The organism is Pseudomonas putida (assembly GCF_028682175.1).
GTDB lineage: Bacteria > Pseudomonadota > Gammaproteobacteria > Pseudomonadales > Pseudomonadaceae > Aquipseudomonas > Aquipseudomonas putida_AD.
Map to the genome: position 1 here is coordinate 25,733 of NZ_JANHKS010000018.1, position 23,817 is coordinate 49,549.

20 protein-coding genes are annotated in these 23,817 nt (G+C 63.5%); 14 read left to right on the forward strand and 6 right to left on the reverse strand.

Features of this window, described 5'->3' with window-relative positions; translation table 11 throughout:
* Positions 1-79 precede the first annotated feature (79 nt).
* From NPS29_RS14595 to NPS29_RS14605, 3 genes are read left to right on the forward strand one after another with little or no spacing between them, the layout of a single operon-like run.
* Positions 80-1,441: a glutamine synthetase family protein gene (locus NPS29_RS14595; RefSeq protein ID WP_274133438.1), complete on the forward strand. Its 1,362-nt coding sequence runs from the start codon at positions 80-82 to the stop codon at positions 1,439-1,441.
* Positions 1,442-1,476: 35 nt separating this feature from the next.
* Entirely contained in the window at positions 1,477-2,571 is a 1,095-nt protein-coding gene (locus NPS29_RS14600; protein WP_274133439.1) for a polyamine ABC transporter substrate-binding protein, read from the forward strand.
* 9 nt (positions 2,572-2,580) lie between these two features.
* Entirely contained in the window at positions 2,581-3,873 is a 1,293-nt protein-coding gene (locus NPS29_RS14605; RefSeq protein ID WP_274133440.1) for an NAD(P)/FAD-dependent oxidoreductase, read from the forward strand.
* 256 nt (positions 3,874-4,129) lie between these two features.
* Here the strand turns inward: NPS29_RS14605 and NPS29_RS14610 are convergent, their stop codons facing one another.
* Positions 4,130-4,354: a YgdI/YgdR family lipoprotein gene (locus NPS29_RS14610; protein WP_274133441.1), complete on the reverse strand. Its 225-nt coding sequence runs from the start codon at positions 4,352-4,354 to the stop codon at positions 4,130-4,132.
* A gap of 88 nt (positions 4,355-4,442) precedes the next feature.
* Positions 4,443-5,036, reverse strand: a complete 594-nt coding sequence (gene mobA / locus NPS29_RS14615; RefSeq protein ID WP_274133442.1) for a molybdenum cofactor guanylyltransferase MobA — start codon at positions 5,034-5,036, stop codon at positions 4,443-4,445.
* Positions 5,037-5,127: 91 nt separating this feature from the next.
* On the opposite strand from mobA, the gene moaB reads away from it, so the two are divergent.
* The 8 genes from moaB to NPS29_RS14655 all read left to right on the forward strand — a co-directional run bounded on the left by moaB (position 5,128) and on the right by NPS29_RS14655 (position 14,640).
* Positions 5,128-5,667 carry a molybdenum cofactor biosynthesis protein B gene (moaB, locus tag NPS29_RS14620; protein WP_274133443.1) on the forward strand — a complete coding sequence of 180 codons (540 nt, stop codon included), beginning with the start codon at positions 5,128-5,130 and terminating at the stop codon, positions 5,665-5,667.
* 5 nt (positions 5,668-5,672) lie between these two features.
* The gene (gene glp, locus NPS29_RS14625) at positions 5,673-6,887 is read left to right on the forward strand and encodes a gephyrin-like molybdotransferase Glp (RefSeq protein ID WP_274133444.1); all 1,215 of its coding nucleotides are present in this window, start codon (positions 5,673-5,675) and stop codon (positions 6,885-6,887) included.
* Between the two features lie 90 nt (positions 6,888-6,977).
* Positions 6,978-7,910 (forward strand): glycosyltransferase family 2 protein, encoded by a 933-nt coding sequence (locus NPS29_RS14630; protein ID WP_274133445.1) that lies wholly within the window; start codon positions 6,978-6,980, stop codon positions 7,908-7,910.
* A gap of 182 nt (positions 7,911-8,092) precedes the next feature.
* Positions 8,093-9,622 carry an MFS transporter gene (locus NPS29_RS14635; RefSeq protein ID WP_274133446.1) on the forward strand — a complete coding sequence of 510 codons (1,530 nt, stop codon included), beginning with the start codon at positions 8,093-8,095 and terminating at the stop codon, positions 9,620-9,622.
* A gap of 21 nt (positions 9,623-9,643) precedes the next feature.
* The gene (locus NPS29_RS14640) at positions 9,644-10,696 is read left to right on the forward strand and encodes an HlyD family secretion protein (RefSeq protein ID WP_274133447.1); all 1,053 of its coding nucleotides are present in this window, start codon (positions 9,644-9,646) and stop codon (positions 10,694-10,696) included.
* Between the two features lie 158 nt (positions 10,697-10,854).
* Positions 10,855-12,267 (forward strand): efflux transporter outer membrane subunit, encoded by a 1,413-nt coding sequence (locus NPS29_RS14645; RefSeq protein WP_274133499.1) that lies wholly within the window; start codon positions 10,855-10,857, stop codon positions 12,265-12,267.
* Between the two features lie 67 nt (positions 12,268-12,334).
* A complete protein-coding gene (locus tag NPS29_RS14650) occupies positions 12,335-13,525 on the forward strand; it encodes a CaiB/BaiF CoA transferase family protein (RefSeq protein WP_274133448.1) in 1,191 nt (396 codons plus the stop codon).
* Between the two features lie 188 nt (positions 13,526-13,713).
* Complete coding sequence (locus tag NPS29_RS14655; protein ID WP_274133449.1) at positions 13,714-14,640, forward strand: LysR family transcriptional regulator; 927 nt, start codon at positions 13,714-13,716, stop codon at positions 14,638-14,640.
* A gap of 21 nt (positions 14,641-14,661) precedes the next feature.
* On the opposite strand, the gene NPS29_RS14660 is transcribed toward NPS29_RS14655, so the two are convergent.
* The 3 genes from NPS29_RS14660 to NPS29_RS14670 all read right to left on the reverse strand — a co-directional run bounded on the left by NPS29_RS14660 (position 14,662) and on the right by NPS29_RS14670 (position 18,823).
* Positions 14,662-15,876 carry a glycosyltransferase family 4 protein gene (locus NPS29_RS14660; RefSeq protein ID WP_274133450.1) on the reverse strand — a complete coding sequence of 405 codons (1,215 nt, stop codon included), beginning with the start codon at positions 15,874-15,876 and terminating at the stop codon, positions 14,662-14,664.
* A 2-nt stretch (positions 15,877-15,878) separates the two neighbouring features.
* Positions 15,879-17,192 carry a cellulase family glycosylhydrolase gene (locus tag NPS29_RS14665; protein WP_274133451.1) on the reverse strand — a complete coding sequence of 438 codons (1,314 nt, stop codon included), beginning with the start codon at positions 17,190-17,192 and terminating at the stop codon, positions 15,879-15,881.
* Positions 17,193-17,368: 176 nt separating this feature from the next.
* Positions 17,369-18,823 carry a mannose-1-phosphate guanylyltransferase/mannose-6-phosphate isomerase gene (locus NPS29_RS14670; RefSeq protein WP_274133452.1) on the reverse strand — a complete coding sequence of 485 codons (1,455 nt, stop codon included), beginning with the start codon at positions 18,821-18,823 and terminating at the stop codon, positions 17,369-17,371.
* Between the two features lie 550 nt (positions 18,824-19,373).
* On the opposite strand from NPS29_RS14670, the gene yegS reads away from it, so the two are divergent.
* A complete protein-coding gene (gene yegS / locus NPS29_RS14675) occupies positions 19,374-20,282 on the forward strand; it encodes a lipid kinase YegS (protein ID WP_274133453.1) in 909 nt (302 codons plus the stop codon).
* Positions 20,283-20,423: 141 nt separating this feature from the next.
* The gene (gene poxB / locus NPS29_RS14680; RefSeq protein ID WP_274133454.1) at positions 20,424-22,145 is read left to right on the forward strand and encodes a ubiquinone-dependent pyruvate dehydrogenase; all 1,722 of its coding nucleotides are present in this window, start codon (positions 20,424-20,426) and stop codon (positions 22,143-22,145) included.
* Between the two features lie 111 nt (positions 22,146-22,256).
* Here poxB and NPS29_RS14685 read toward each other — a convergent pair whose 3' ends face one another.
* A complete protein-coding gene (locus NPS29_RS14685) occupies positions 22,257-23,111 on the reverse strand; it encodes a LysR family transcriptional regulator (RefSeq protein ID WP_274133455.1) in 855 nt (284 codons plus the stop codon).
* A 106-nt stretch (positions 23,112-23,217) separates the two neighbouring features.
* On the opposite strand from NPS29_RS14685, the gene NPS29_RS14690 reads away from it, so the two are divergent.
* Complete coding sequence (locus tag NPS29_RS14690) at positions 23,218-23,658, forward strand: VOC family protein (RefSeq protein WP_274133456.1); 441 nt, start codon at positions 23,218-23,220, stop codon at positions 23,656-23,658.
* Positions 23,659-23,817 lie beyond the last annotated feature (159 nt).

Sequence of the window (23,817 nt, forward strand, 5' to 3'; positions counted from 1 at the left end):
CCCATTCAGCATGGGCGCCACCACGACGTTGCGACTCCAGTGCGCAGCGCCACGACCCGTCCCGACAGCCAGAGGCCCCATGGACAGCAGCGTGAAAGATCCACTCGCCGAGTGGTTGAGAAGTTACGGCATCACCGAAGTCGAATGCGTGGTCAGCGACCTGACCGGCATTGCCCGGGGCAAGATCCTGCCCACCAACAAGTTTCTCAACGAGCACGGGATGCGCCTGCCCGAGAGCGTGTTGTTGCAGACCGTGACCGGCGATTACGTCGACGACGATATCTACTACAGCCTGCTGGACCCTGCCGACATCGACATGAGTTGCCGCCCCGATCCGCAGGCGGTGTACGTTTTGCCCTGGGCGCTGGAACCCACGGCGATGGTCATCCACGACACCTTCGACCGCTACGGCAACCCCATCGAACTGTCGCCGCGCAACGTGCTGAAAAAAGTGCTGCAACTCTACGCCGAGCAGGGCTGGCGGCCGGTGGTGGCGCCTGAAATGGAGTTCTACCTGACCCAGCGCTGCGAAGACCCCGACCTGCCGCTGCAAGTGCCGACCGGCCGCTCGGGCCGTCCTGAAAGCGGTCGTCAGTCGTTCTCCATCGAGGCGGCCAACGAGTTCGATCCGCTGTTCGAAGACGTCTACGACTGGTGCGAAGCGCAAGGGCTCGACCTGGACACGCTGATCCACGAGGACGGCCCGGCGCAGATGGAAATCAACTTCCGCCACGGCGACGCGCTGGACCTTGCCGACCAGATCACCGTATTCAAACGCACCATGCGTGAGGCGGCGCTCAAGCACAACGTGGCGGCGACTTTCATGGCCAAGCCGATCACCGACGAGCCGGGCAGCGCCATGCACATCCACCAGAGCGTGGTCGACATCCACACCGGGCGCAGCGTGTTCAGCACCGAGGAGGGCCAGGCCAGCAAGCTGTTCCTGCAACACATCGGTGGCCTGCAACGCTACATCCCGGAAGTGCTGCCGCTGTTCGCGCCCAACGCCAACTCGTTCCGGCGCTTCCTGCCGGACACTTCGGCACCGGTCAACGTGGAGTGGGGCGAGGAGAACCGCACCGTCGGCCTGCGCGTACCGGGGTCCGATCCCCAGGCGCGGCGCGTCGAGAACCGCCTGCCAGGCGCCGACGCCAACCCGTACCTGGCCATCGCCGCGAGTCTGTTGTGCGGCTACATGGGCATGATCGAAGGCTGCGACCCGAGCGCGCCGGTGCAGGGCCGTGGCTACGAGCGGCGCAGCCTGCGCCTGCCGCTGACCATCGAGGATGCACTGGAGCGCATGGAAGGCAGCGCCGCGCTGCGCCGCGTGCTGGGGGACAAGTTCGTGCAGGGCTACGTCGCGGTCAAACGCGCCGAACATGAAAACTACAAGCGCGTCATAAGCTCCTGGGAACGCCAGTTCCTGATGATGAGTGTGTAAGCGCAACCGTCTTGTTCATTGACGTTGGGGGCACCATGAAGTTGATCGTTTCCACGCTGTTCGTGCCGGCCGTTCTGGCTGGCGCGGTCGCAACGGCGCACGCTGAAGGCAACACCGTGAAGATTTACAACTGGTCCGACTACATCGGCCCGACCACCCTGGCGGACTTCCAGCAGGCCACCGGGATCCAGCCGACCTACGACGTGTTCGACTCCAACGAAACCCTTGAGGGCAAGATGCTCACGGGCCGTTCGGGCTACGACGTGGTGGTGCCTTCCAACCATTTCCTGGGGCGGCAGATCAAGGCCGGGGCCTTTCAGAAACTGGACCTGAGCCAGCTCCCCAATCGCAAGAACCTGGACCCGCAACTGATGAAGCAACTGGAGGCCAACGACCCCGGCAACCAGTACGCCGTGCCGTACCTGTGGGGCACCAACGGCATTGGCTACAACGTCGACAAGGTCAAGGCGGCACTGGGTGTCGAAACCATCGATTCCTGGGCGGTGCTGTTCGAGCCCGAGAACATGAAGAAACTGCAAAAATGCGGCGTGTCGTTCATGGATTCCCCCGACGAAGTCTTTCCCGCGGTACTCAACTACATGGGCATGGATCCGCGCAGCGAGTCGGCCAAGGACTACGAGCGCGCTGCGGCGAAGCTCAAGGCCGTGCGGCCCTACGTGACCTATTTCCATTCCTCCAAATGGGTGTCGGACCTGGCCAACGGCGACATCTGCGTGGCGTTCGGTTATTCAGGCGACGTGCTGCAAGCGAAGAACCGCGCTGTCGAAGCCAACAACGGCGTGAACGTCGCCTATTCGATTCCCAAGGAAGGCGCCAACGTCTGGTTCGACATGCTGGCGATCCCCAAGGACGCCGAGCATCCAAAAGAAGCGCTGGCGTTCATCAATTACCTGCTCGATCCGCAGGTGATCGCCAAAGTCAGCGAGACAGTCGGGTATGCTAACCCCAACCCTGCGTCCAATGCCCTGATGGGCACCGAGATCACCGAGAACCCGTCGATCTACCCATCGCCGGAAGTCATGAGCCGCTTTTACATCTCTTCGGAATTGAGCCCCGCGACCCTGCGCCTGATGACGCGCAAATGGTCCGACATCAAATCCAACCGTTAAGGAAAACCCATGTCCGTTGCACTGCCACACATCGCTTCCTACTACGCAGCTTCTGCTGGGACGCCGCCTGAACGCTCACCGCTGACCGGCGCCATCAGCGCCGACGTGTGCGTCATCGGTGGCGGTTTTACCGGGGTGAACACCGCGCTGGAACTGGCTGAACGGGGTGTGTCGGTGGTGCTGCTGGAGGCCCAGCGCATTGGCTGGGGCGCCAGCGGACGCAACGGCGGACAATTGATTCGCGGCCTGGGGCACGATGTCAGTGGCGTCGAGCGCTGGGTGGGCAAGGAGGGCGTGCACTACCTGGAACAGGCCGGGTTCGAGTCGGTCGATATCGTGCGCCAGCGGGTGCAGAAGTACGGCATCGACTGCGACATGCGCTGGGGTTATTGCGACCTGGCCAACACTCCGGCGCACTTCAAGGGTTTGCAGGATGAACAGCAGACGCTGGCGGCCCAGGGCTACCCCCATGAAGTGCGGCTGGTAGAGAAAGAGGCGTTGTCCCAGGTGGTCGGTTCGTCGGTGTACCAGGGCGGCCTGATCGACATGGGCTCGGGGCACCTGCACCCGCTCAAGCTGATCCTGGCCGAGGCGCGGCTGGCAGAAGAGATGGGCGCGGTGATTCATGAGGCCAGCCCCGTGCAGCGTATTGTCCATGGAGCGCAGATTCAGGTGTTCACCGACCATGGCCAGGTCACTGCCAACCGGATCGTGCTGGCGTGCGACGCGTTTCTCAACAAACTGGAACCGGCGCTGACCGGCAAGCTGCTTCCGGCGGGCAGCTACGTGATCGCCACCGAGCCGTTGGGTGAGGAGCGGGCGCGCTCGCTGATTCCGCAGAACATGGCCCTGTGTGACCAGCGTGTCGCGCTGGATTATTACCGGTTGTCAGCGGACAACCGCCTGTTGTTCGGCGGTGCCTGCAATTACTCGGGGCGTGATCCGAAGAACATTGCCGACTACATGCGGCCAAAGATGGAGCGGGTTTTCCCGCAACTCAAGGGCGTGGGGATCGATTTTCAGTGGGGCGGGATGATCGGCATCAGCGCCAATCGTTTCCCGCAGATCGGCTCGGTGGCCAATAAACCGAATGTGTATTACGCCCAGGGCTATTCGGGTCACGGGCTCAACGTCACCCATTTTGCAGCGCGGGTGCTGGCCCAGGCGATTGCCGACAACGACAGCCGCGCAGTCGATCTGTTCGCCCGCGTGCCGCACCGCACCTTCCCTGGCGGCGAACTGCTGCGCTCGCCGCTGCTGGCGCTGGGGATGATGTGGTATCGGCTCAAGGAATTGCTCTGACCTGACGCCGCCCCCGCCGGCAAGCCGTGCTGCTACGGGGCTGCGGTGTATCGGCCATCTTCGCCCGGCGCGGATCTGTGGGAGCGGGCTTGCCCGCGAAAGCGGGGGATCGAGCACCATCGGGGCGTCAGGCCTCACGCATTCGCGGGCAAGCCCGCTCCCACAGGCTATCGGTGCAGCCCCCGATTTTGTGGTCGCGGATGGGGCGCGCAAAAAAACCCGCCATCAGGCGGGTCTTTTTTTACTCAAACCTTCATCACAGCTCTTTGACGGTACGAACCTGATCCTTGTTGATCCGGGTTTCCTTGCCGTCGAGTTGTTTGAATTCATAGAAACCGGACTCTTCGTCGTACTTTGGCGAGTCCGTGGCCTGGATTTCACGGCCGTCGTTCAGCGTGATCACGGTCGGCGAGGAGCAGCCGGCCAGGGAAGCCAGGCCAAGTGCGAGCAGGAAGGCTGCGGGGATAGTCCGTTGTTTCATTGCTGTGTCTCCGAGGGTAATTCTTTGTGTAGTAAGGTTTCTGACGCAGAGGTTAACGGCAAAGTTCCATGAAAGATGGCACGCTCGTTCAAGGCTTGATCTCGGTCAACAGCTCGGGCGTGTTCAGGTTGGCCAGCCGCGGGTCATCGGCGGCGCATTGCAGTGCCACCGCACCCAGCTCGGCCATGGTGCGGCGCGGGCTGCGCTGGCCTTCCTGCCAGTGGCGTTCGAACACCTCGGCGTGGGTGGTAGGGATGCAGCACAGCAGCGGCTCCCACTGTTCGCCCTGGCGAATCATCACCGGCTTGCCAGGATGCGCCGCAGCGGTGGCGCGCAGGCCTTGCAGCAGATGCAGGTCCAGCATCGGCGTGTCGCATGGCATGACCAGCATGAACCCATGCCGGGCCACCGTTAGCCCTGCGCGAATGCCAGCATAGGGGCCGGGAAAACCTTCTTCGTCGTCCTGCACCAGGCGATCGGCGAAGGCTGCGTATTGCTCGTGATTGCGGTTGCAGGAAATGATCAGGTCGTCGGTCAACGGCCTGGCCAAACGCTGCAGATGGGCAATCAACGGCTCGCCGCGCCAGGTCAACAGGCCCTTGTCCCGGCCGCCCATGCGCCGGCCCTGACCACCGGCCAGCAGCAGGATCGAGCAAGGGGGCAGGGCGGTGCTGGCGGTCATGGCGGGTTCCTGAAACGGCGCGGTCGGGCAGAGAAAAAAGGGGTGCTGTGATATAACACCGCTCTGTTTCCTCTACAACCGGACCTGCTCGATGAAAGCCAAGGCTGACACCCCTTTCGTGCCGCTCAATATTGCCGTTCTCACCGTCAGCGACACCCGCACCTTTGAAAACGATACCTCCGGGCAGATGTTCGTCGACCGCCTGACCGCCGCCGGTCATGGGCTGATCGAACGCGTGCTGCTCAAGGACGACCTGTACAAGATCCGCGCCCAGGTCGCCACCTGGATTGCCGACGATCAAGTGCAGGTGGTGCTGATCACCGGCGGCACCGGCTTCACTGGCCGCGACAGCACGCCGGAGGCCGTGGCCTGCCTGCTGGACAAGCAGGTCGAAGGCTTTGGCGAGTTGTTCCGGCAGATTTCCGTGGCCGACATTGGCACTTCCACCATTCAATCCCGGGCGCTGGCAGGGCTGGCCAACGGTACGCTGGTGTGCTGCCTGCCGGGTTCGACCAACGCGGTACGCACTGGTTGGGACGGCATTCTGGCCGATCAGCTGAACAACAGTTTCCGCCCGTGCAACTTCGTGCCGCACCTGAAAAAGGCCGAACCCTGCGCGACCCGTGGGTGATATCGATGAGCAAGCCTGAAATGCGCGGCCTGCTTCCGGTAGAAGAGGCCATGGCGCGCCTGATGAGCCTGGCCGAAGCGGCGCCGATCAACGAACGGGAAACCGTGGCCCTGGCCGATGCCCAGGGTCGGGTGCTGGCTGATGACCTGGTCTCCACCCTGGACCTGCCGCCCTGGCCCAACAGCGCCATGGACGGCTACGCCCTGCGCGTGGCCGACTGGACCGGCGAGCCGCTGCCGGTCAGCCAGCGGATCTTCGCAGGCCAGGCGCCGTTGCCCTTGCAGCCGGGCACCTGCGCGCGAATCTTCACCGGCGCGCCGGTCCCCGAGGGCGCCGACTGCGTCGAGATGCAGGAGAACGCCGAAGTGCAGCCCGATGATCGGGTGCGCTTCCTCGAAACCCTGAGCCTGGACCTGAACATCCGGCCCAAGGGCCAGGAGACCACGGTCGGCGACAAGGTGCTGGACGCCGGCACCGTCATGACCCCGGTGGAACTGGGCCTGGCCGCAACGCTGGGGCTGGGCCATTTGCAGGTCAAGCGTCGCGCCCGCGTCGCCGTGCTGTCCACCGGTGATGAACTCATCGAGCCGGGCCAGGCGCTGGGGCCAGGGCAGATCTACAACAGTAACCGCGTGCTGCTGTGCAGCTGGCTCAAGCGCCTGGGCTGCGAAGTGGTGGACGCCGGTATTCTCCCGGATGACCTTGAGAAAACCCGCGCGGCACTGGGCGCCCTGGGGGATGTTGACCTGATCCTGTCCACCGGCGGCGTTTCGGTAGGCGAGGCGGACTTCCTCGGTCACGCCCTGCGCGAGGAAGGGGAAATTTCCCTGTGGAAGCTGGCGATCAAGCCGGGCAAACCCCTGACCTTCGGTCATTTTCGCGGCGTGCCGGTGATCGGCCTGCCGGGCAACCCAGCGTCGACGCTGGTGACCTTCGCGCTGCTGGCCCGGCCCTATCTGCTGCGCCGGCTGGGGGTGCAACAGGTCACGCCGCTGCAATTCAAGGTGCCTGCCGGTTTCGTCTGGGGCAAACCAGGCAATCGCCGTGAGTACCTGCGCGGGCGCCTGGAGCAGGGGCGTCTGGTCGCCTATCGCAATCAGAGCTCCGGGGTGCTGCGCAGTGCGGCCTGGGCCGACGGCCTGATCGAGGTCATCGAGGGCACCACCGTGGCCGAAGGCGACCTGCTCAATTTCATCCCTTTGAGTGAAGTGATGGGCTGACGAGCGGTTGGATCCAAAATACGGATCGTGAACTACCCTCAAAAGAGTGTCATGACAAGTGGGCATCACGGACAGCCCCGGAGTATTGTTATGCAGTCTTTGCGTGTGGCCTGCGTCATTCCGACCTGCAACGGGCGCAGGGAACTTGAGCGATTGCTCACGTCCCTGTGGGCCCAGACCGCCGAATTCGACACGCTGATCGTCGATTCCGGCTCCACCGATGGAACGCTGGAGCTGGCGCGCTCGCGCTGCAGCCAGGTGGTCGAGATCGCCCCCGGCGATTTCAACCACGGCGCCACCCGGCAGATGATGGCCGAGAAATACCCTCAATACGATGTGCTGGTCTATCTGGCGCAGACCACCTGGCTGGATGACCCGCGCGCCGTCGAGCTGCTGCTGGAACCCTTCGACGATCAACTGGTGGGTGCAGTCTGCGGGCGGCAATTGCCGCATCAGGACGCCACTGTGCTGTCGCAGCACGCACGCTGGTTCAATTACCCACCTGTTTCCCGCACCAAGAGCCTGGCCGATGTAGCCGAACTGGGCGCCAGGGTGCCGTTCATGTCCAACGCCTTCGGCGCATACCGGTGCAATGCCTTGCGCGCCGTGGGCGGATTCCCCAGGCACGTGATCCTGTCCGAGGGCATGTACGTGGCGGCAAAAATGCTGCTCTCCCACTGGAAGGTGGCTTATCAGGGCACGGCGGTCTGCCGCCATTCCCGCAACCTCAGCGTGCGCGAAGAATTTCGTCGCTACTTCGACATGGGCGTGTTCCAGGCGCGCGAGTCGTGGATTCAGGCAAGGTTTGGCGGTGCAGGTGTCGAGGCGCTGCGCTACATGAAATCCGAGCTGGGCTTTCTCGGCCTGCGTCGTTTCTACCTGTGGCCCGCGTCGTTGCTGCGCAATGGCCTGAAGATGCTGGCGTTCAAGCTGGGCAAGGAAGAGGCGCGCCTGTCCCGACCATTGAAGCGTCGGCTGGGGCTGTACAAGCGGTTCTGGGACAGTGAGCAGCTTCGTCGGTGATGCCCCTTTGCACAACAGTCGGGATCGATTCGTGCGTCTGACGCACTCATACACTGCCCAAATGTAAATTTTTCTTCATGTCAGGGCTTTTTAAACTACCGGGAATGAACCTGTTCCCGGAGTTTCTACATGCTCGCTGACTCAGCCTTTCGCGTGTCGGACGCCTGCCAGCGGGCCTTGTCGTGACGGCCGCTGCCCCCATTGCACCGCTCAAGGCCGCGGTTGCGCCCGCTGCATTCGGTGTGCAGACCATCATCGGGCTGGTAGGCGTGCTGATTGCGGTGCTGGTGGCAGGCATCAACGAAGGTGTCACTCGCGTTGCGCTCTCCGACATCCGCGGTGCGATGTTCATCGGCTTCGATGAAGGCAGCTGGATAACATCGCTGTATTCCGCCACGTCGCTCACGGCCACGGCCTTCGCGCCCTGGTTTGCGGTCACCTTGTCACTGCGCCGTTTCACATTGGGCGCCATCGCCGCCTTCGTGGTGCTGGCTCTGCTCTGTCCGCTGGCCACCGACTACCAGAGCCTGCTGCTGTTGCGCGCACTGCAAGGCCTGGCCGCAGGCTGCCTGCCGCCGATGCTGATGACGGTGGCCCTGCGTTTCCTGCCGCCGGACATCAAGCTGTACGGCCTGGCGGGCTACGCATTGACAGCCACTTTCGCGCCTAGCCTGGGCACGCCGCTGGCAGCGTTATGGACCGAATACTTCAACTGGCAGTGGACATTCTGGCAGGTCGTCACGCCGTGTCTGGTGGCAATGATCGCTATTTCCCACGGCATCCCCCAGGACCCGGCTCGCCTGGAACGCTTCAAAGGTTTCAACTGGCGCGGCGTGCTGCTGGGCGCTCCGGCCATCTGCATGCTGGTGACGGGGCTGTTGCAAGGCAACCGCCTGGACTGGTTCGAATCCGGGCTGATCACCTTTCTGCTAATCGGCGGGCTGGTGCTGCTGGTGCTGTTCATGGTCAACGAATGGTTCACCCCGGTGCCGTTCTTCAAGTTGCAGATGCTCTCCAACCTTAACCTGTCCCACGCGCTCATCACCTTGGGCGGGGTGCTGGTGGTGCTGACGGCCACCGGTTCCATTCCTGCGTCATACCTGGCGCAAGTCCATGGCTATCGGGCGCTGCAAACCGCGCCGATGATGCTGTTGGTGGCCATTCCGCAACTCTTGGTGCTGCCGCTGGTGGCCGCGCTGTGCAACATCCGCTGGATCGACTGCCGCTGGGTGCTGACCACAGGACTGGTGCTGCTGTCGCTGTATTGCTTCGCCGCGACGCAGATGAGCCCGGAGTGGATTCGCGACAATTTCTACAGCCTGCAGCTGCTGCAAGTGCTGGGGCAGCCCATGGCAGTGCTGCCGCTGCTGATGCAGGCCACGGGCGGCATCGCGCCACCGGACGGCCCCTTTGCCTCGGCGTGGTTCAACACCGTTCGCGGCCTGGCGTCGGTCCTGGCCACCGGCGTGCTGGATGCCCTGACCCGGTCCCGGCAGCACTTCCATTCCAGCATGCTGGTGGACCGCCTGGGCAATTCGCCGGAGCTGGCCGGCCAGGACTCGGCGGCGTCACTGGCCCACCGCATCCATGAGCAGGTGGTCACCTTGACCAGTATCGACCTCTATTTCTGTATGGGCTGGGTCGCCGCCGCGCTGATCCTGCTGATCCCGCTGATGCCGAGCCGCGTCTACCCGCCGCGCGCCGCCGCCTGATTTTTTTTTGAGAGCACCTTCATGAACATGACTTCGAAACAGACCCTGGCCTTGTGTGGCGCCGTGCTCGTTGTGGCGGCTCTGGGTATCTATGGCTTTACCGGCGAGCGCGGGCAGCAGAGCACCAATGACGCCTACGTCAGCGCCGACTACTCCAACGTCGCGCCCAAGGTGGCGGGGTTCATCAGCCAGGTGCTGGTGGAGGACAACCAGCAGGTCAAGGCCGGGCAGTTGCTGGCGGTGATCGATGACCGGGATTTGCAGACCGCGCTCGCCGCCTCAGAAGCCGAAGTGCTGGCCGCCCAGGCGCAGTACGAGCAGGCCAGCGCCGTGGTGCAACGCCAGGCCTCGGTGATCGCCCAGTCCCAGGCGACGGTCGAGGTGAGCAAGGCCGAGGTGACCTTTGCCGAACAGGAGCAGGACCGTTATGCCCATCTGGCGGGCATGGGCGCAGGCACGGTGCAGAATGCACAGCAAGCGCGCAACCGCATCGACACCGCCCGCGCGCGGCAGAACAGCGCCATCGCGTCCCTGGCCGCAGACCGCAAGCAGGTGGACGTTTTCACCGCGCAGCAACACGCTGCCGAAGCCGGGCTCAAGCGCGCCCAGGCCGCCCGCGACCAGGCGCGGTTGCAGTTGTCCTATACGCGCATCGTCGCACCGGTTGACGGCATGGTCGGCGAGCGTGCCGTGCGGATCGGCAATTACGTGACACCCGGCGCGCGGTTGCTGTCGGTGGTGCCGCTGGATCAGGTCTACGTGGTGGCGAACTTTCAGGAAATCCAGCTCACCCAGGTGACGCCGGGGCAGGCGGCTGATGTGCGGGTCGATACCTTCTCCGGTGAGGCACTCAAAGGGCATGTGGAAAGCATCGCCCCCGCCACCGGCGTGACCTTCGCGGCGATCAAGCCGGACAACGCCACCGGCAATTTCACCAAGGTCGTGCAGCGCCTGCCGGTCAAGATCGTGCTCGATCCGGGGCAACCGCTGCTGGCGCGGCTGCGGGTGGGGATGTCGGTGGACGCCACTGTCGATACCCGCAGCACGGGCGCACAAGAGGTGGGCGCCCGATGAGCAACAGACAGCCAACTTCGAACCTGTGGGAGCGAGCTTGCTCGCGAATGCTGGGCGACAGGCAACAGATCTGGGCCGGATGTACCGGCCTCTTCGCGAGCAAGCTCGCTCCCACAACGGACTACACCCAAGGTCGTCGGTGGCTGGGGCTGGTGGCCATGGTCCTGAGCCTGTCGGCCTGTCAGGTCGGTCATGATTTCCTGCAACCCAAGGCCGATCTGCAGGTGGACTGGCTGCCGATCCAGGGCGAGCAGGGCGCAAGCAAACCCCAGCCGGTTCAGATCAGGGAGCGCTGGTGGGAGGTTTTCAACGATCCGTTGTTGGCCTCGCTGATCGACCGGGCGACTCGAACCAACCTTGATCTGAAAATCGCCGGTGCCCGACTGGAGCAGAGCCGCGCCGCGCGGCAGGTGGTGGCCGGTGAACAACTGCCCAGCGTGTCGGGTGGCCTGGGTTATCAGCGCGCCCGTAACAGCGCCGAGGGCTTGAGCGATCCTTCGGGCAAGAGCGGCAAGACGGCTTTCAGCCTGTGGGATGGCGGCCTGGACGCCTCCTGGGAAGTGGATCTGTGGGGCCGGGTCAAGCGCGAGGTGGAGGCGGCTGATGCAACCGTCGCAGTCGCCGACAGCGATCGTCGTGGCGTTCTGCTGGCGGTGCAGGCTGAAACCGCGCAGGACTACCTGCAACTGCGCGGTGTGCAGGAGACCCTGGCCGTGACCCGGGAAAACCTCGGGCTGGCGCGCAACAGCCTGGAGCTGTCCAACGTGCGGCTGGCCAGCGGGGTCGCGACCCATCTGGACGTGGCCCAGGCCTCCGCTCAGGTGGCGACCGTTGCGGCGCGCATTCCCGTGCTTGAACAACGCCAGGCGCAACTGATAAACGCCTTGAGCCTGGTGCTGGCGCAGACACCCCGCACCCTGCAAGAGGAGCTGATTCGGCCTGTGGACAGGGCACCCTTGCCTGAGGTGATTCCTGTCGGCCTGCCTTCGGAGCTGGCGCAGCGCCGCCCCGATATCCGTCAGGCCGAGGCGCGCATGCATGTGGCCGCTGCCAGTGTCGGTGTGGCCGAAGGCGACTTCTATCCGCGGATCGTGCTGTCGGGCAATGTCGGTTTTCAGGCCATGCAACTGTCGGATTTCGGCAGTTGGGGCTCGCGGCAATTCGGTATCGGTCCGCAATTGAGCGTGCCGATCTTCGAAGGCGGGCGCCTGCGCGGCATGCTGCATCTGCGCGAGGCCCAGGAGCAGGAAGCGGCGCTGAATTATCAGAAGACCGTGCTGCGCGCCTGGCAGGAAATCGACGACAGCATGAGCCTGTACAACGCAAGCCAGGTGCAGCAGTCGCGGTTGAACGATGCCGTGGAACAGAACCGCATCGCCTTGCAGACTGCCCGCGAGCAGTACAAGGCTGGCGCCGTGGATTTTCTCAACGTGCTGACCGTGCAGCGCGCCTTGCTCAGCAGCCAGGAGCAACGGGTGGACAGCGGCACTGCCCAGGCTCTGGCGCTGGTGGGGTTGTACAAGTCACTGGGCGGCGGGTTTGAGCCGTTGAAGACCGTCGCGCGAAATTAGCCGTTTTCACAACGCCTTTCAAAGCAGACAATTGCCCTCACTTTTCACGCAGAACAAAGGGCATGTCATGCAAAAGCCTTTGCAAGGGATTCGGGTTATCGAGCTGGGGCAACTGATTGCCGGGCCTTTCGCAGCCAAGATTCTCGGTGAGTTCGGCGCCGATGTGATCAAGGTCGAACCGCCGGGCACCGGCGACCCGTTGCGCAAGTGGCGCCTGCTGCATGAGGGGACCTCCGTCTGGTGGGCGGTGTCCTCGCGCAACAAGCGTTCGGTGACCCTGGACCTGCGCGAGCCCGAAGGCCAGGACGTGGTGCGCAAGCTGCTGGCCGAGGCCGATGTGCTGGTGGAGAACTTCCGCCCCGGCACCCTTGAAGGCTGGGGGCTGGGCTGGAGCGAACTGCATGCCCTGAATCCCAGACTGGTGGTGCTGCACGTGTCGGGTTATGGCCAGACCGGACCGTACCGCGATCGTCCGGGGTTCGGCGTGGTGGGCGAGGCCATGGGCGGGTTGCGTCATCTGTCCGGTGAGCCGGGGCGCACGCCGGTGCGGGTCGGGGTGTCCATCGGCGATTCGCTGTCGGCGCTGCATGGGGTGATCGGCGTGCTGCTGGCCTTGCGTCATCGCGATCAGAACGGCGGCGAGGGCCAGGAGATCGACGTCGCGCTGTACGAGTCGGTGTTCAACATGATGGAGAGCCTGGTTCCGGAATACTCGGTGTTCGGCGCGGTGCGCGAGCCGGCGGGCAGCAGCCTGCCAGGTATCGCACCGTCCAACGCCTATCGCTGCCGGGATGGCCGCTACGCGCTGATCGCGGGCAATGGCGACAGCATCTATCAGCGCTTGATGACGCTGATCGAACGCCCTGACCTGGCTGCCGATCCGGCGCTGGCTCACAACGATGGGCGGGTCAGGCAGGTCGAGTTGATCGATGCCGCTATCGGCGCCTGGGCGGCCAGTCTCGATCTGGATGATGTGCTTGCCAAACTGACTGCGGCGAGAATTCCCGCCGGCAAGATCTACGACGCGGCGGACATCGCTGGCGACCCTCATTACAAGGCCCGGGACATGCTGCTCGACAGCCAGTTGGACGACGGCACGCCGGTCACCTTGCCTGGCATCGTGCCCAAGCTCGGCACCACGCCCGGCGGTGTCATCCGCCCGGCCCCGACCCTGGGCCAGCACACCGACGAGGTGCTCGAAGGGCTGGGCATCGACGCGCAGCAGCGAGCCGCGTGGCGCGCACGCGGATTGATCTGATGCTTTTGTAGGAGCGCGCTTGCCCGCGACGGCGCCCTTGAAATCGCCCCCGCCGGCAAGCCGTGCTGCTACGGGATGAGGTTTGTAGGAGCGCGCTTGCCCGCGACGGCGCCCTTGAAATCGCCCCGCCGGTAAGCCGTGCTGCTACGGGTTTACACTTTGCTTGCTCTGACACTGGAATACCTTCAATGCCCATGCCCGACATGAACCTGTTGATCGCCCTTGATGCCTTGCTCGAGGAGGGCAGCGTGGTCGGCGCCGCCCGGCGCATGCACTTGAGCCCGGCGGCGATGAGCCGCACGCTGGCGCGGGTGCGGGAGGCGCTGGGTGATCCGGTGCTGGTGCGGGCGGGAAGGGGATTGGTGCCCACGCCCCGGGCGCTGGCGATGCAGGCGCAGGTACGCGGCCTGGTCAATCAGGCCACCGAGCTGTTCCAGGCCCGTGACGAAGTGGACATGAGCACCTCCCAGCGTCTGTTCAACGTGCGCTCCAACGACGTGTTCTTCGGCGGTTTCGGCGGGCGGCTGGTGGAAAGCACCCGTCAGCAGGCTCCGCTGGCCACGGTGCGTTTCGTGCCGGAGGGCGAGGGCGACGACGATGCATTGCGTGAAGGCCGGATCGACCTGCACGTCACGTCGCGCAGAAATTTCGGCCCCGAAATCAAGATGCAGCACCTGTTCACCACCGGGTTCGTCGGCCTTGTCCGCGAGGGACATCCGATCTTCGACGGGCCGCTGACCCCGGAACGCTTTGCCGCTTTCGACCACGTCAGCGTGTCCCGCCGGGGGCGCGCGCGAGGGCCGATCGACGATGCGCTCGAAATCTTGGGGTTGTCGCGGCGGGTCTCTTTCATCACGCCGAATTTCCACTCGGCGATCTTCTCCACCGCAGGCTCGGACATGATCCTGGCCCTGCCGGAGCCCGTGCTCTGGGGCATGCGCCAGTTGGGCTTGCGGATGCTGCCCCTGGTGATCCCGCTGGAGCTTGAACCTGTGAGTGTGATCCAGGCCTGGCACCCGCGCTTCGACAAGGACCCGGCTCACCGCTGGCTGCGACAGACGTTGAAGCAGGCGTGTGACACCCACGAGGCGCGGTACGGGGGCAAAGGATTGTAGGCGTCGATGCAACATCCGTTGCTACGCCAGGACGGGGGCATCCTCCTTTTGATGAACCCGGGCATAGATAGCTTCCAGTTGCGCGGCAGACACCGACCAGTCGTGGTGCTGGCGCACATAGGCACGCCCGGCCTCGCCGATCTTCGCCAGCCGCGCCGGTTGCTCGACGGCGTCCACCAGTAACCGGGCAAGGCCATGGGCATCCTCGCAGCTCAGGTAATGGACGCCGTTCTCGACTTTCAGTCCCGAGCACCCCTGCGCGGTGGTCACCACGGCAAGTCCGGCGGCCATCGCCTCGAGCAGTTTGACGCTGGAGCCGCCGACATCGCGCAGCGGAGCGAAAAACAGCGCCGCCTCCTTCTGCACCGAGCGCAGGTCAGGCACGAAGCCCGGCCAGTCGATTCGCGGGTCAGGCCAGCGCTCGGGCCAGTCCTCTGGCAGCCCGTGGCCGCCGATGGTCAGGCGCACCATGGGGTCCAGCGCCCAGACACGGGGCATGATGTGATCCAGCGCCCATTGCACGGCATCCAGGTTGGGACTGTAGTCATAGTCGCCGATGAACAGCAGGCGGCGACTGTAGCGATCCGGGCTGACTCTGGCGAAGTAACTGCAGTCAACGCCGTTGACCACCACGCTGGTGGCGCGGGCCGTCAGGCGGGTCAGGCTCTTGGCGTCGTCCTCGGTCACTGCGATCAGCGCCTGGGTCTGGGCGAATACGCGTTTTTCCCACTGCCGGTAGCGCCATTGGTCGAAGCGGGTAAAAGGGCCTGCCCAGTCCGGGAACAGGCGATAGCCAGCGGCGCCCATGCCTGACTCGATGTTGTGCTCGGTCATGATGAACGGCTTGCCCGAGCGCCGCAGCGGAGCCTCGAAGGGCTGGAAGCTGTAGCTGTGCTCGACCTGAATCACGTCCCACGGCTCTTGCAGCAGGGCTTCGAATTGCTGCTCCAGTGAGTCGGAGTAACCGTTGGCGCTGGCCAGCAGAGGCGGCGCGGCGAAGGCCATGGTCAACAGCGAACGCAGGCTGCGCAGCGGCCGCCGTGGGATCACGATCAGGCGCTCAAGCCAAGGCGCAAGGGCTGCATCGGTGGCGTCGTCCAGCTCGGTGTTCGAATGCACCAGCAAGGTAATGCGGTGCCCTCGCGCCGCCAGGCTGCGCAACAGATGAAACTGCCGGGTCTTGCTGCCGCTGGTGGTGGGCCAGGGCAGGTAAGGCAGCGTCCACAGGATGCGCATGACTAGCGGCTCCAGGCGAGGATTTGCAGGGAAGGGCTCAGCGCCACGTCGATTCCCCGGGCGTCGGCCAACGGGGTGTGATTGCCGCTCAGCGGGTCGTAGAGGTCGGCTTTCTTGATGCCCGGAAAGACCATGTGGGCGCTGCTCGCGCTCCAGGCCATCAACAGGTGCGAGCCGTCCGGACGATTCCAGGCGATGGCGTAGAGGTCTTCCGGCACGGCCAGTGGAGGCGGCAGGTCGGCAGGCGCGAGGGTGGGGCCGGTGACTTGAAGGAAGTTTTTCAAGGCGTTGTACACCGGCTTGGGTTCGGCGTTCAGGTCCAGCAGCCCGTAGCTGCGTTCCCGCGCACTGGCGCGTTGGTCCAGGTCACTGAGGTTGAACAGGAAGATGCGCTGGTAGTCCTGGGTGCTCATCAGCGCCAGCCTGCGCAGGGTGTAGTCGGCCTGACCCTCGGGGCCTATCACCGGCTGCAACTCCGAGGGCCCGGTGTAACTCGACCAGCCCCATTCGGTGGCCCATACCTCTTTGATACCGGCTTCGTGCAGGGTTCTGTTCAGCCCTTTGGCACGCTTGAGGAAGTCCCGGTCGCCGGGCGAGTCGCCTTCGGGGTAGTCGGAATAGGGATGGTAGGCGGCAATGATGTTCTGGCCCGCCAGGCCCTGATCCACCATCGACTGCAGCATGTAGCTGGTCGAGCCGCGTATCTGCCCGTAATAGGCGACACCGGCGGTGACCACGGGTTTGCCCGGCAAGGCGCTGCGGATCGCGTTTGCGGTGGTGGTCAGGAGTTCGTAGTAGGCGGCAGGATCAGCCTGGGGCAACCAGGCAATGTTCGGCTCGTTCCACACCTGCCAGTGGCTGACCTGCGGGTAGTGTTGGGCCAGGGCAGTCATGCGTTCGGCGAACAGGCTGTTGTCGCGCGGCGGGTACTGGTCGGTGTTGCTCGCGCCCTGGGGGGCGGTGCTGTCGAAGGACGCGGACCCTCCCAGATACGCCACGGTATTGAGGTGGTGCGGCAGGGCTGCGGCCATGGCGGCATCCAGATCCGCCAGGTTGTACTGGCCCTGCACGGGTTCGAGCATGGGCCAGCGCAGGCCCCAGCGAACCCAGTTCAGCCCAAGGTCATCCAGACGAGTCATCTGCTTGTGATAGATGTCCTGGGGGAATTCATGAAACTGCACGTTGACCCCCAGAAAATCCTTCCAGGTGATCGAACGTTGGGCTTTGAGAAGGGTTTCGGCCTGCGCCGTGGCACTTGCCAGAACCAGCAGACAGAGGCCAAGTGCGTTCACGCAGGTCGAGCGTGCGTGTTTCATTGGTCCGGAACTCCTGTCATGCATGAATACGACTCCCTTGCGGGTAAGACAATCATGTCGGCTGCACTGCCAAGTCCAATATGGCGCGGGTCAAGCGGTGTAGGGCAGTGGTGCCTCGTGTGGCTGAAAACAGAGGCAGCCGCGAGGGGACGCGGCTGCCGGTTGGCGCATGCGGATCAGACTTTCGGCGCGTCCGGCACCCGGCCGTAGATGTCGGTGAACCGCACGATGTCATCTTCTCCGAGGTATTCGCCGCTCTGCACCTCGATCATCACCAGGTCGATCACGCCAGGGTTCACCAGTCGATGGGTGTGGCCGGGCTTGATGAACGTCGACTCGTTGGTGTCGAGCATGAATTCGCGCTCGCCATTGGTCACCCTGGCCATGCCGCTGACCACGATCCAGTGCTCACTGCGGTGGTGGTGCATCTGCAGAGACAGCGAACCCTGGGGCTTGACCACGATGCGCTTGATCTTGAAGCGCTTGCCTTCTTCAAGCACCGTGTACGTGCCCCATGGCCGGGTCACGGTGTTGTGCAGCAGGTACGCCGGGTGACCCTGGCGCTTGAGTTCCTGAGCCAGGACTTTCACCTCCTGGGTGCGCGCCGCATCGGCGATCAGCAGCGCATCCGGCGTGTCGATGATGACCAGGTTGTCCAGGCCGACGCCGCCGACCAGACGTTTCTTGGAGTCGATGTAGCAGTTGGTGACGTCGTGCAGCACCACCTGGCCGTTGAACTGGTTGCCGTTTTCGTCGGCCGGCGCCAGTTCGCGGATCGCCTGCCAGGAGCCGATGTCGCTCCAGCCCAGTTCGCAAGGCACCACCGCCACTTTCTGCGAGCGTTCCATGAGGGCGTAGTCGATGGAAATGTCCGGTGCCAGCGCGAAGGTCGCCGCGTCCAGCTCCATCTGCAGCTCGTTGCTGCCCTGTTTGCTGTTGCACTGGGACAGGCAATGGCGCACGGCTGTGAGCACGTCCGGGGCATGGAACTCAAGCTCGCGCAGCACCACATCCACCCGCATGCAGAACATGCCGGCGTTCCACAGGTGCAGGCCGCCCTTGAGGTATTCCCCTGCCGTGGCGGCATCGGGCTTCTCGACGAAGCGCGCCACCTGGTAGGCCTTGCCGCTCAGTGCCTGACCCTTTTCGATATACCCGAAGCCGGTTTCGGCGCGGGTCGGGATCAGCCCGAAGGTCACCATCCAGCCTTCGTCGGCCAGCTTCTGCGCATCCTGGACCGCAGCGGCGAACGCCTCGACGTCGTGGATCAGATGGTCAGCCGGCAGGATCAGCAACTGCGCATCGTCACCATGCAGAGCCTGCACATGCAGTGCGGCGGCGGCGATGGCCGGTGCAGTGTTGCGTCCGAAGGGTTCGAGAATGAAATCCAGATGAACCTTGTGCTTGTTCAGCAGCCGGTAGTCATCCACGGTGCGGAAATACACTTCGCGGTTGGTCACGGTCAGGACGCTTTCAACCCCGACCAGGCTGCTGGCTCGGTTGAAGGTCTTCTGCAGCAGGCTTTCGCCATCCGGCAGGCGCATGAACGGTTTGGGCATGGCTTCACGGGAGACTGGCCACAGCCGGGTGCCGGCACCGCCGGCGATAATGCAGGGAATCAGGGTGCCCATCAGTAAGCCTCGCGAGAGAACGGCACTGCAGAAACAGTGCGCAGGAGAGTGTAGAGATCGAATCTGCGGGAACCGTTTTCGATGTACTCAAGGCTTGTGTGCGTCAGCGATAGACTGTCGACCGGCTGCAGTGGCATGAAACGTCCTCACATCTTCGATCCATGAATCCATGATTGGCCAATTTGCTCAGCGCTTTCTCAGTAAAAGTCAATTTAATGACTTTTCTGCAGGTGTTTCCTGTTTTAGCCAATTATTTGTCGATTAAGCGCTCTCCGCGCCCTTATTTCAATCCCGCTGGTAAGAAAAAAACCTGTTTTTCTCAGAAATTTTACGGGATGACGTTCTGATGCCGGCCGGCAAACCCTCGAATGAGGGTATCGGGCAGTAAAGCTCATGAAACAGCCCGTGTCATGGCAGGGGCAGGGCTTCGCGACGAAATTGCGCTGGCCTCGCAGGCTGCTGGCAAAAAAAATGCCGACGGCAGGGCTTTTTCCTCTCAGGCGAAGGTCAACATCTGACGCAATGAATCGCATCAACAGAGGAAGGGACTATGGCGCAGCGCAGGGCTTTACTGATTCTTCATGGCAAACAGGCGCTCAACGAAGACGTCCGGGCTGCCGTGGAGCGCAAGCGCAAACACGGTTGGGAGCTTGACGTGCGCTTGACCTGGGAAGGCGGCGACGCCCAGCGCCTGGTCAAGGAGGCACTGGCAGCAGGGCATACGCAGATCATCGCCGGTGGCGGTGATGGCTCCTTGCGTGACATCGCCGAGGCACTGGCCCAGGCAGGCTCCGAAGCAAGCCTGGCGATTCTGCCGTTGGGGACGGCCAATGATTTTGCCCGCTCGGCGGGTGTTCCGCTGGAAATCGGTCCGGCGCTCGACTTGCTTGACATCCCCGCACGCACGGTCGATATGGGCACCGTCGATGGGCATATGTTCCTGAATATGGCCACCGGTGGTTTTGGCAGCCAGGTGACGGCCAACACCTCGGAGGATCTGAAAAAGGTGCTGGGGGGCGCGGCGTATCTGTTTACCGGGTTGTCGCGTTTCAGCGAGTTGAAATCAGCCTATGGGGAGTTTAACGGCCCGGATTTCCACTGGCAGGGGGAGTTGCTGGCGCTAGGCATTGGCAACGGTCGCCAGGCGGGCGGTGGGCATCCGTTGTGCCCCAATGCCCTGGCTGATGACGGGCTGCTGGACGTCAGCATTCTGCCTGCGCCGCAGGAGGTGGTGGGTACGCTCAAGCGGTTGCTGGAGGGCGGGCTGGGGCTGGACAGTATGTTCGTGCGGGCGCGTTTGCCGTGGGTCGAACTCAAGTCTGCCGAGGGGCTGGACATCAATCTGGATGGCGAGCCGCTTCGAGGAGAGCAATTGCGATTCGAAGCGAAGTCTGGGGCGTTGCGTATTCACCTGCCGGCGCACTCGCCGTTGCTGGGGCAGGGCAAGCGCATTGGTTGATGTGGGAGTTCGGTGAGGGTCGGGCGGTTTACATCTTCACAACCACTGAACTGTGCCGGACCCTACAGGTCGATTTGAAACGACGCGCATTGCAGCCGTTTGCCTTGCGCGCATTTTTCGACTCGACAAGGAACCCGCCCCATGTCCAGCACGACCCTCGCCGATTACCTCGCCCAAACCCTCGCCGCCGCAGGCGTTTCGAAGATCTGGGGGGTGAGTGGCGACAGCCTGAACGGCCTGACCGACAGCCTCGAACGCCTGGGCAAGATCAAATGGATGCACACCCGTCACGAGGAAGTCGCAGCCTTCGCCGCAGGTGCCGAGGCGGCGTCCACCGGCAAGCTTGCGGTGTGCGCCGGCAGTTGCGGGCCGGGCAACCTGCATTTGATCAATGGCCTGTACGACTGCCATCGCAGCCGGGTCCCGGTGCTGGCAATCGCGGCGCAGATTCCATCCTCTGAAATCGGCCTGAATTATTTTCAGGAAACCCACCCCACGGACCTGTTCAAGGAATGCAGCCACTTCGTCGAAGCGGTGAACAGCGCCGAGCAGTTTCCCCGGGTGCTGGAGCGGGCCATGCGCGCGGCCATCAGCCAGCGCGGTGTGGCGGTGATTGTGATTCCGGGGGATGTTGCGCTCAGCCCCGGCCCTGACGCCAAGCCAGCCTGGGTTGAACCTGCTGCGGCGCGGGTGATTCCGGCTGAGTCCGACCTGCTGAAGCTGGTGGAGATTCTCGACAAATCCAAAGCCGTGACGCTGCTCTGCGGTGCCGGGTGCGCCGAGGCCCATGACCAAGTGGTGGCGCTCGCGGAAAAGCTCTCGGCCCCCGTGGTGCACGCCCTGCGCTGCAAGCAGTACATCGAGTACGCCAACCCCTTCGACGTTGGCATGACCGGGCTGATCGGTTTCAGCTCCGGTTATCATGCGATGCTCAACTGCGACACGCTGGTGATCCTGGGCAGCAGTTTTCCTTACCGCAATTTTTATCCCGAGAAAGCCAAGGTCATCCAGATCGACATCGACCCGGCCGCCCTCGGGCGTCGTGTGCCGCTGACCCTGGGGCTGACCGGTGGCATTGCCGAAACCATCGTCGCGCTGCTGCCACGGCTCAAGTCCCACACCGACCGCAAGTTCCTCGACAAGGCACTGGCGCACTACGCCAAGTCCCGCGAAGAGCTGGACGAACTGGCCACGCCTTCGGCCCATGGTGAGCCGATTCACCCGCAGTATTTGACGCGCATGGTGGATGCCTACGCAGACCCTGATGCGATCTTCACCGTGGACTTTGGCACGCCGACGCTGTGGGCTGCGCGCTACCTCACCATGAACGGCCAGCGCTCGCTGATCGGCTCGTTCAACCACGGCTCCATGGCCAACGCCATGCCCCAGGCTTTGGGGGCCAAGGCGGCGTTTCCACAGCGTCAGGTGGTGGCGCTGTGCGGTGACGGCGGGATTTCCATGCTCATGGGTGATCTGCTGAGCATTCGCCAGCTCAACCTGCCGATCAAGATGGTGGTGTTCAACAACAGCTCGCTGGGCTTTGTTGCCATGGAGATGCAGGCCAGCGGCTATGTACCTCACGACACCGATCTGCACAGCACCAATTTCGCCAATATCGCGATTGGCGCGGGCATCCTGGGGATTCGCGTGGAGGACAGCGCCGACCTGCCCAACGCGCTGAAAAAGGCCTTCGAGCATCCGGGGCCAGTGCTGATCGATGTGGTCACCGCCAAACAGGAACTGGGCCTGCCGCCCAAGATCAAGCTGGCCCAGGCCAAGGGCTTCAGCCTGTTCATGTTGAAGGCGGTGATGAACGGCAAGGCCGATCAAGTGCTGGAGTTGGCCAAGACCAATTTCCGATAGTTGAATCGCGGTTCACTCGTAGCAGCACGGCTTGCCGGCGGGAGCGGTGTGTCAATCGACATCAACGTGTCAAATACACCGCCCCGCCGGCAAGCCGTGCTGCTACGAGGGCTAACCAAGGCAGCTTCTGAAGAGGCGCTGCAACGGCAACTGCCGATTGGCATGGCGCATCACCAGCGCCAGTTCCCGGTAGAAGGTGAGGGCACCCAGTTCGATGATGCGGATACTGGATGCCCGCTCAAGCCACAGCCCCGCCCGCGGCACCAGCGACACCCCAAGCCCCGCCTCGACCATGCGCACGATGGCGTCCACTTCATCCAGCTCGAGGCCGGCCACGGTCTCGATTTTCTGTTCCCGCAAAAAGCGCGTCACTTGTCGCCCGCCGAACGAATGCCGGTCGTAGCGGACAAACCGTTGCTCGCGCAGCAGCGTCAGCGCATCGTCTCCTTCGATATGACTGGGCGCGATCAGCACGAAGGGTTCGCGCTCGATCACCTCCAGGTGCAACTCCTTGGGCAGCGCAAACGGCGGGCGGATCAGGATAGCCAGATCGATTTCGCCAGCGTCCACGTTGTTGAGCAAAACCTGCGACACCCCGGGCACGACCTTGGCTTCGACGGTCGGTGCCTGACGGTTGAGTTCCACCAGCGCCGCAGGCAGCAGTCCGGTCTGGACGGTGGCGATGGCCCCGATCAGCAGTTCGCCGTAATAGCCGCTGTCGGCATGGGGCGCTGCCATGCGTTCGAACAGTTCGACGATTTCCCGGGCCATGGGCAGCGCCCGCTGGCCGGCAGCGTTGAGCGTGGCGCTGCGGCCACTGCGATCGAACAGCGGCGTGCCCAGGGCTTTTTCCAGGGTGCGTATCTGGGCGCTGACCGCCGATTGCGTCAGCCCCACCTGATTGCCTGCGGCGACAAAGGTGCCCAGCCGTTCCACGCTGAGAAAGGTTTTCAGTTCACGAATCACGGTAACTCACTGATCGAAATAATTGTGGCTCGACGCAAAAATTATGATCTTTCAATCAAAGATTCAATGGGCAAAGATGATCGCATCCCATCAAGAGGAAATGTCCGTGACCGCCACCACCCAGAAGCTCTCGCCGTTTCACCTAGCCATCCCCGTATTCGATCTGGCCGCCGCCCGGCATTTCTACGCCAATGTGTTCAACCTGCCGGAAGGCCGCTCCAGCGATCATTGGGTGGATTTCGATTTCTTCGGCCACCAATTGGTGATCCACGAGCACCCGAAAACCGACTCCCAGGCCCACGCCGGCACCAATGCGGTGGACGGCCATGACGTGCCGGTGCCGCATTTCGGCGTGGTCCTGGACTGGGAGGAGTGGGAAGCCCTGGCGGACCGTCTGCAGAGCCAGAGCGTGAAGTTCGTGATCGAACCCTATGTGCGTTTCAAGGGGCAGGTCGGCGAGCAGGCCACGATGTTCCTGTTCGACCCGTGCGGCAATGCGCTGGAGTTCAAGGCGTTCAAGGACATCGGGCAGTTGTTTGCCAAGTAGATAGAGACACGCATTCCGTAGCAGCACGGCTTGCCGGCGGGAGCGGTGCGTCAGGCGACTCATCTGTGTCAGACGTACCGCTCCCGCCGGCAAGCCGTGCTGCTACGGGTTAACTAACTAATTGGATCCCGATTTGTAATAACTGTACAAGTAAACCCC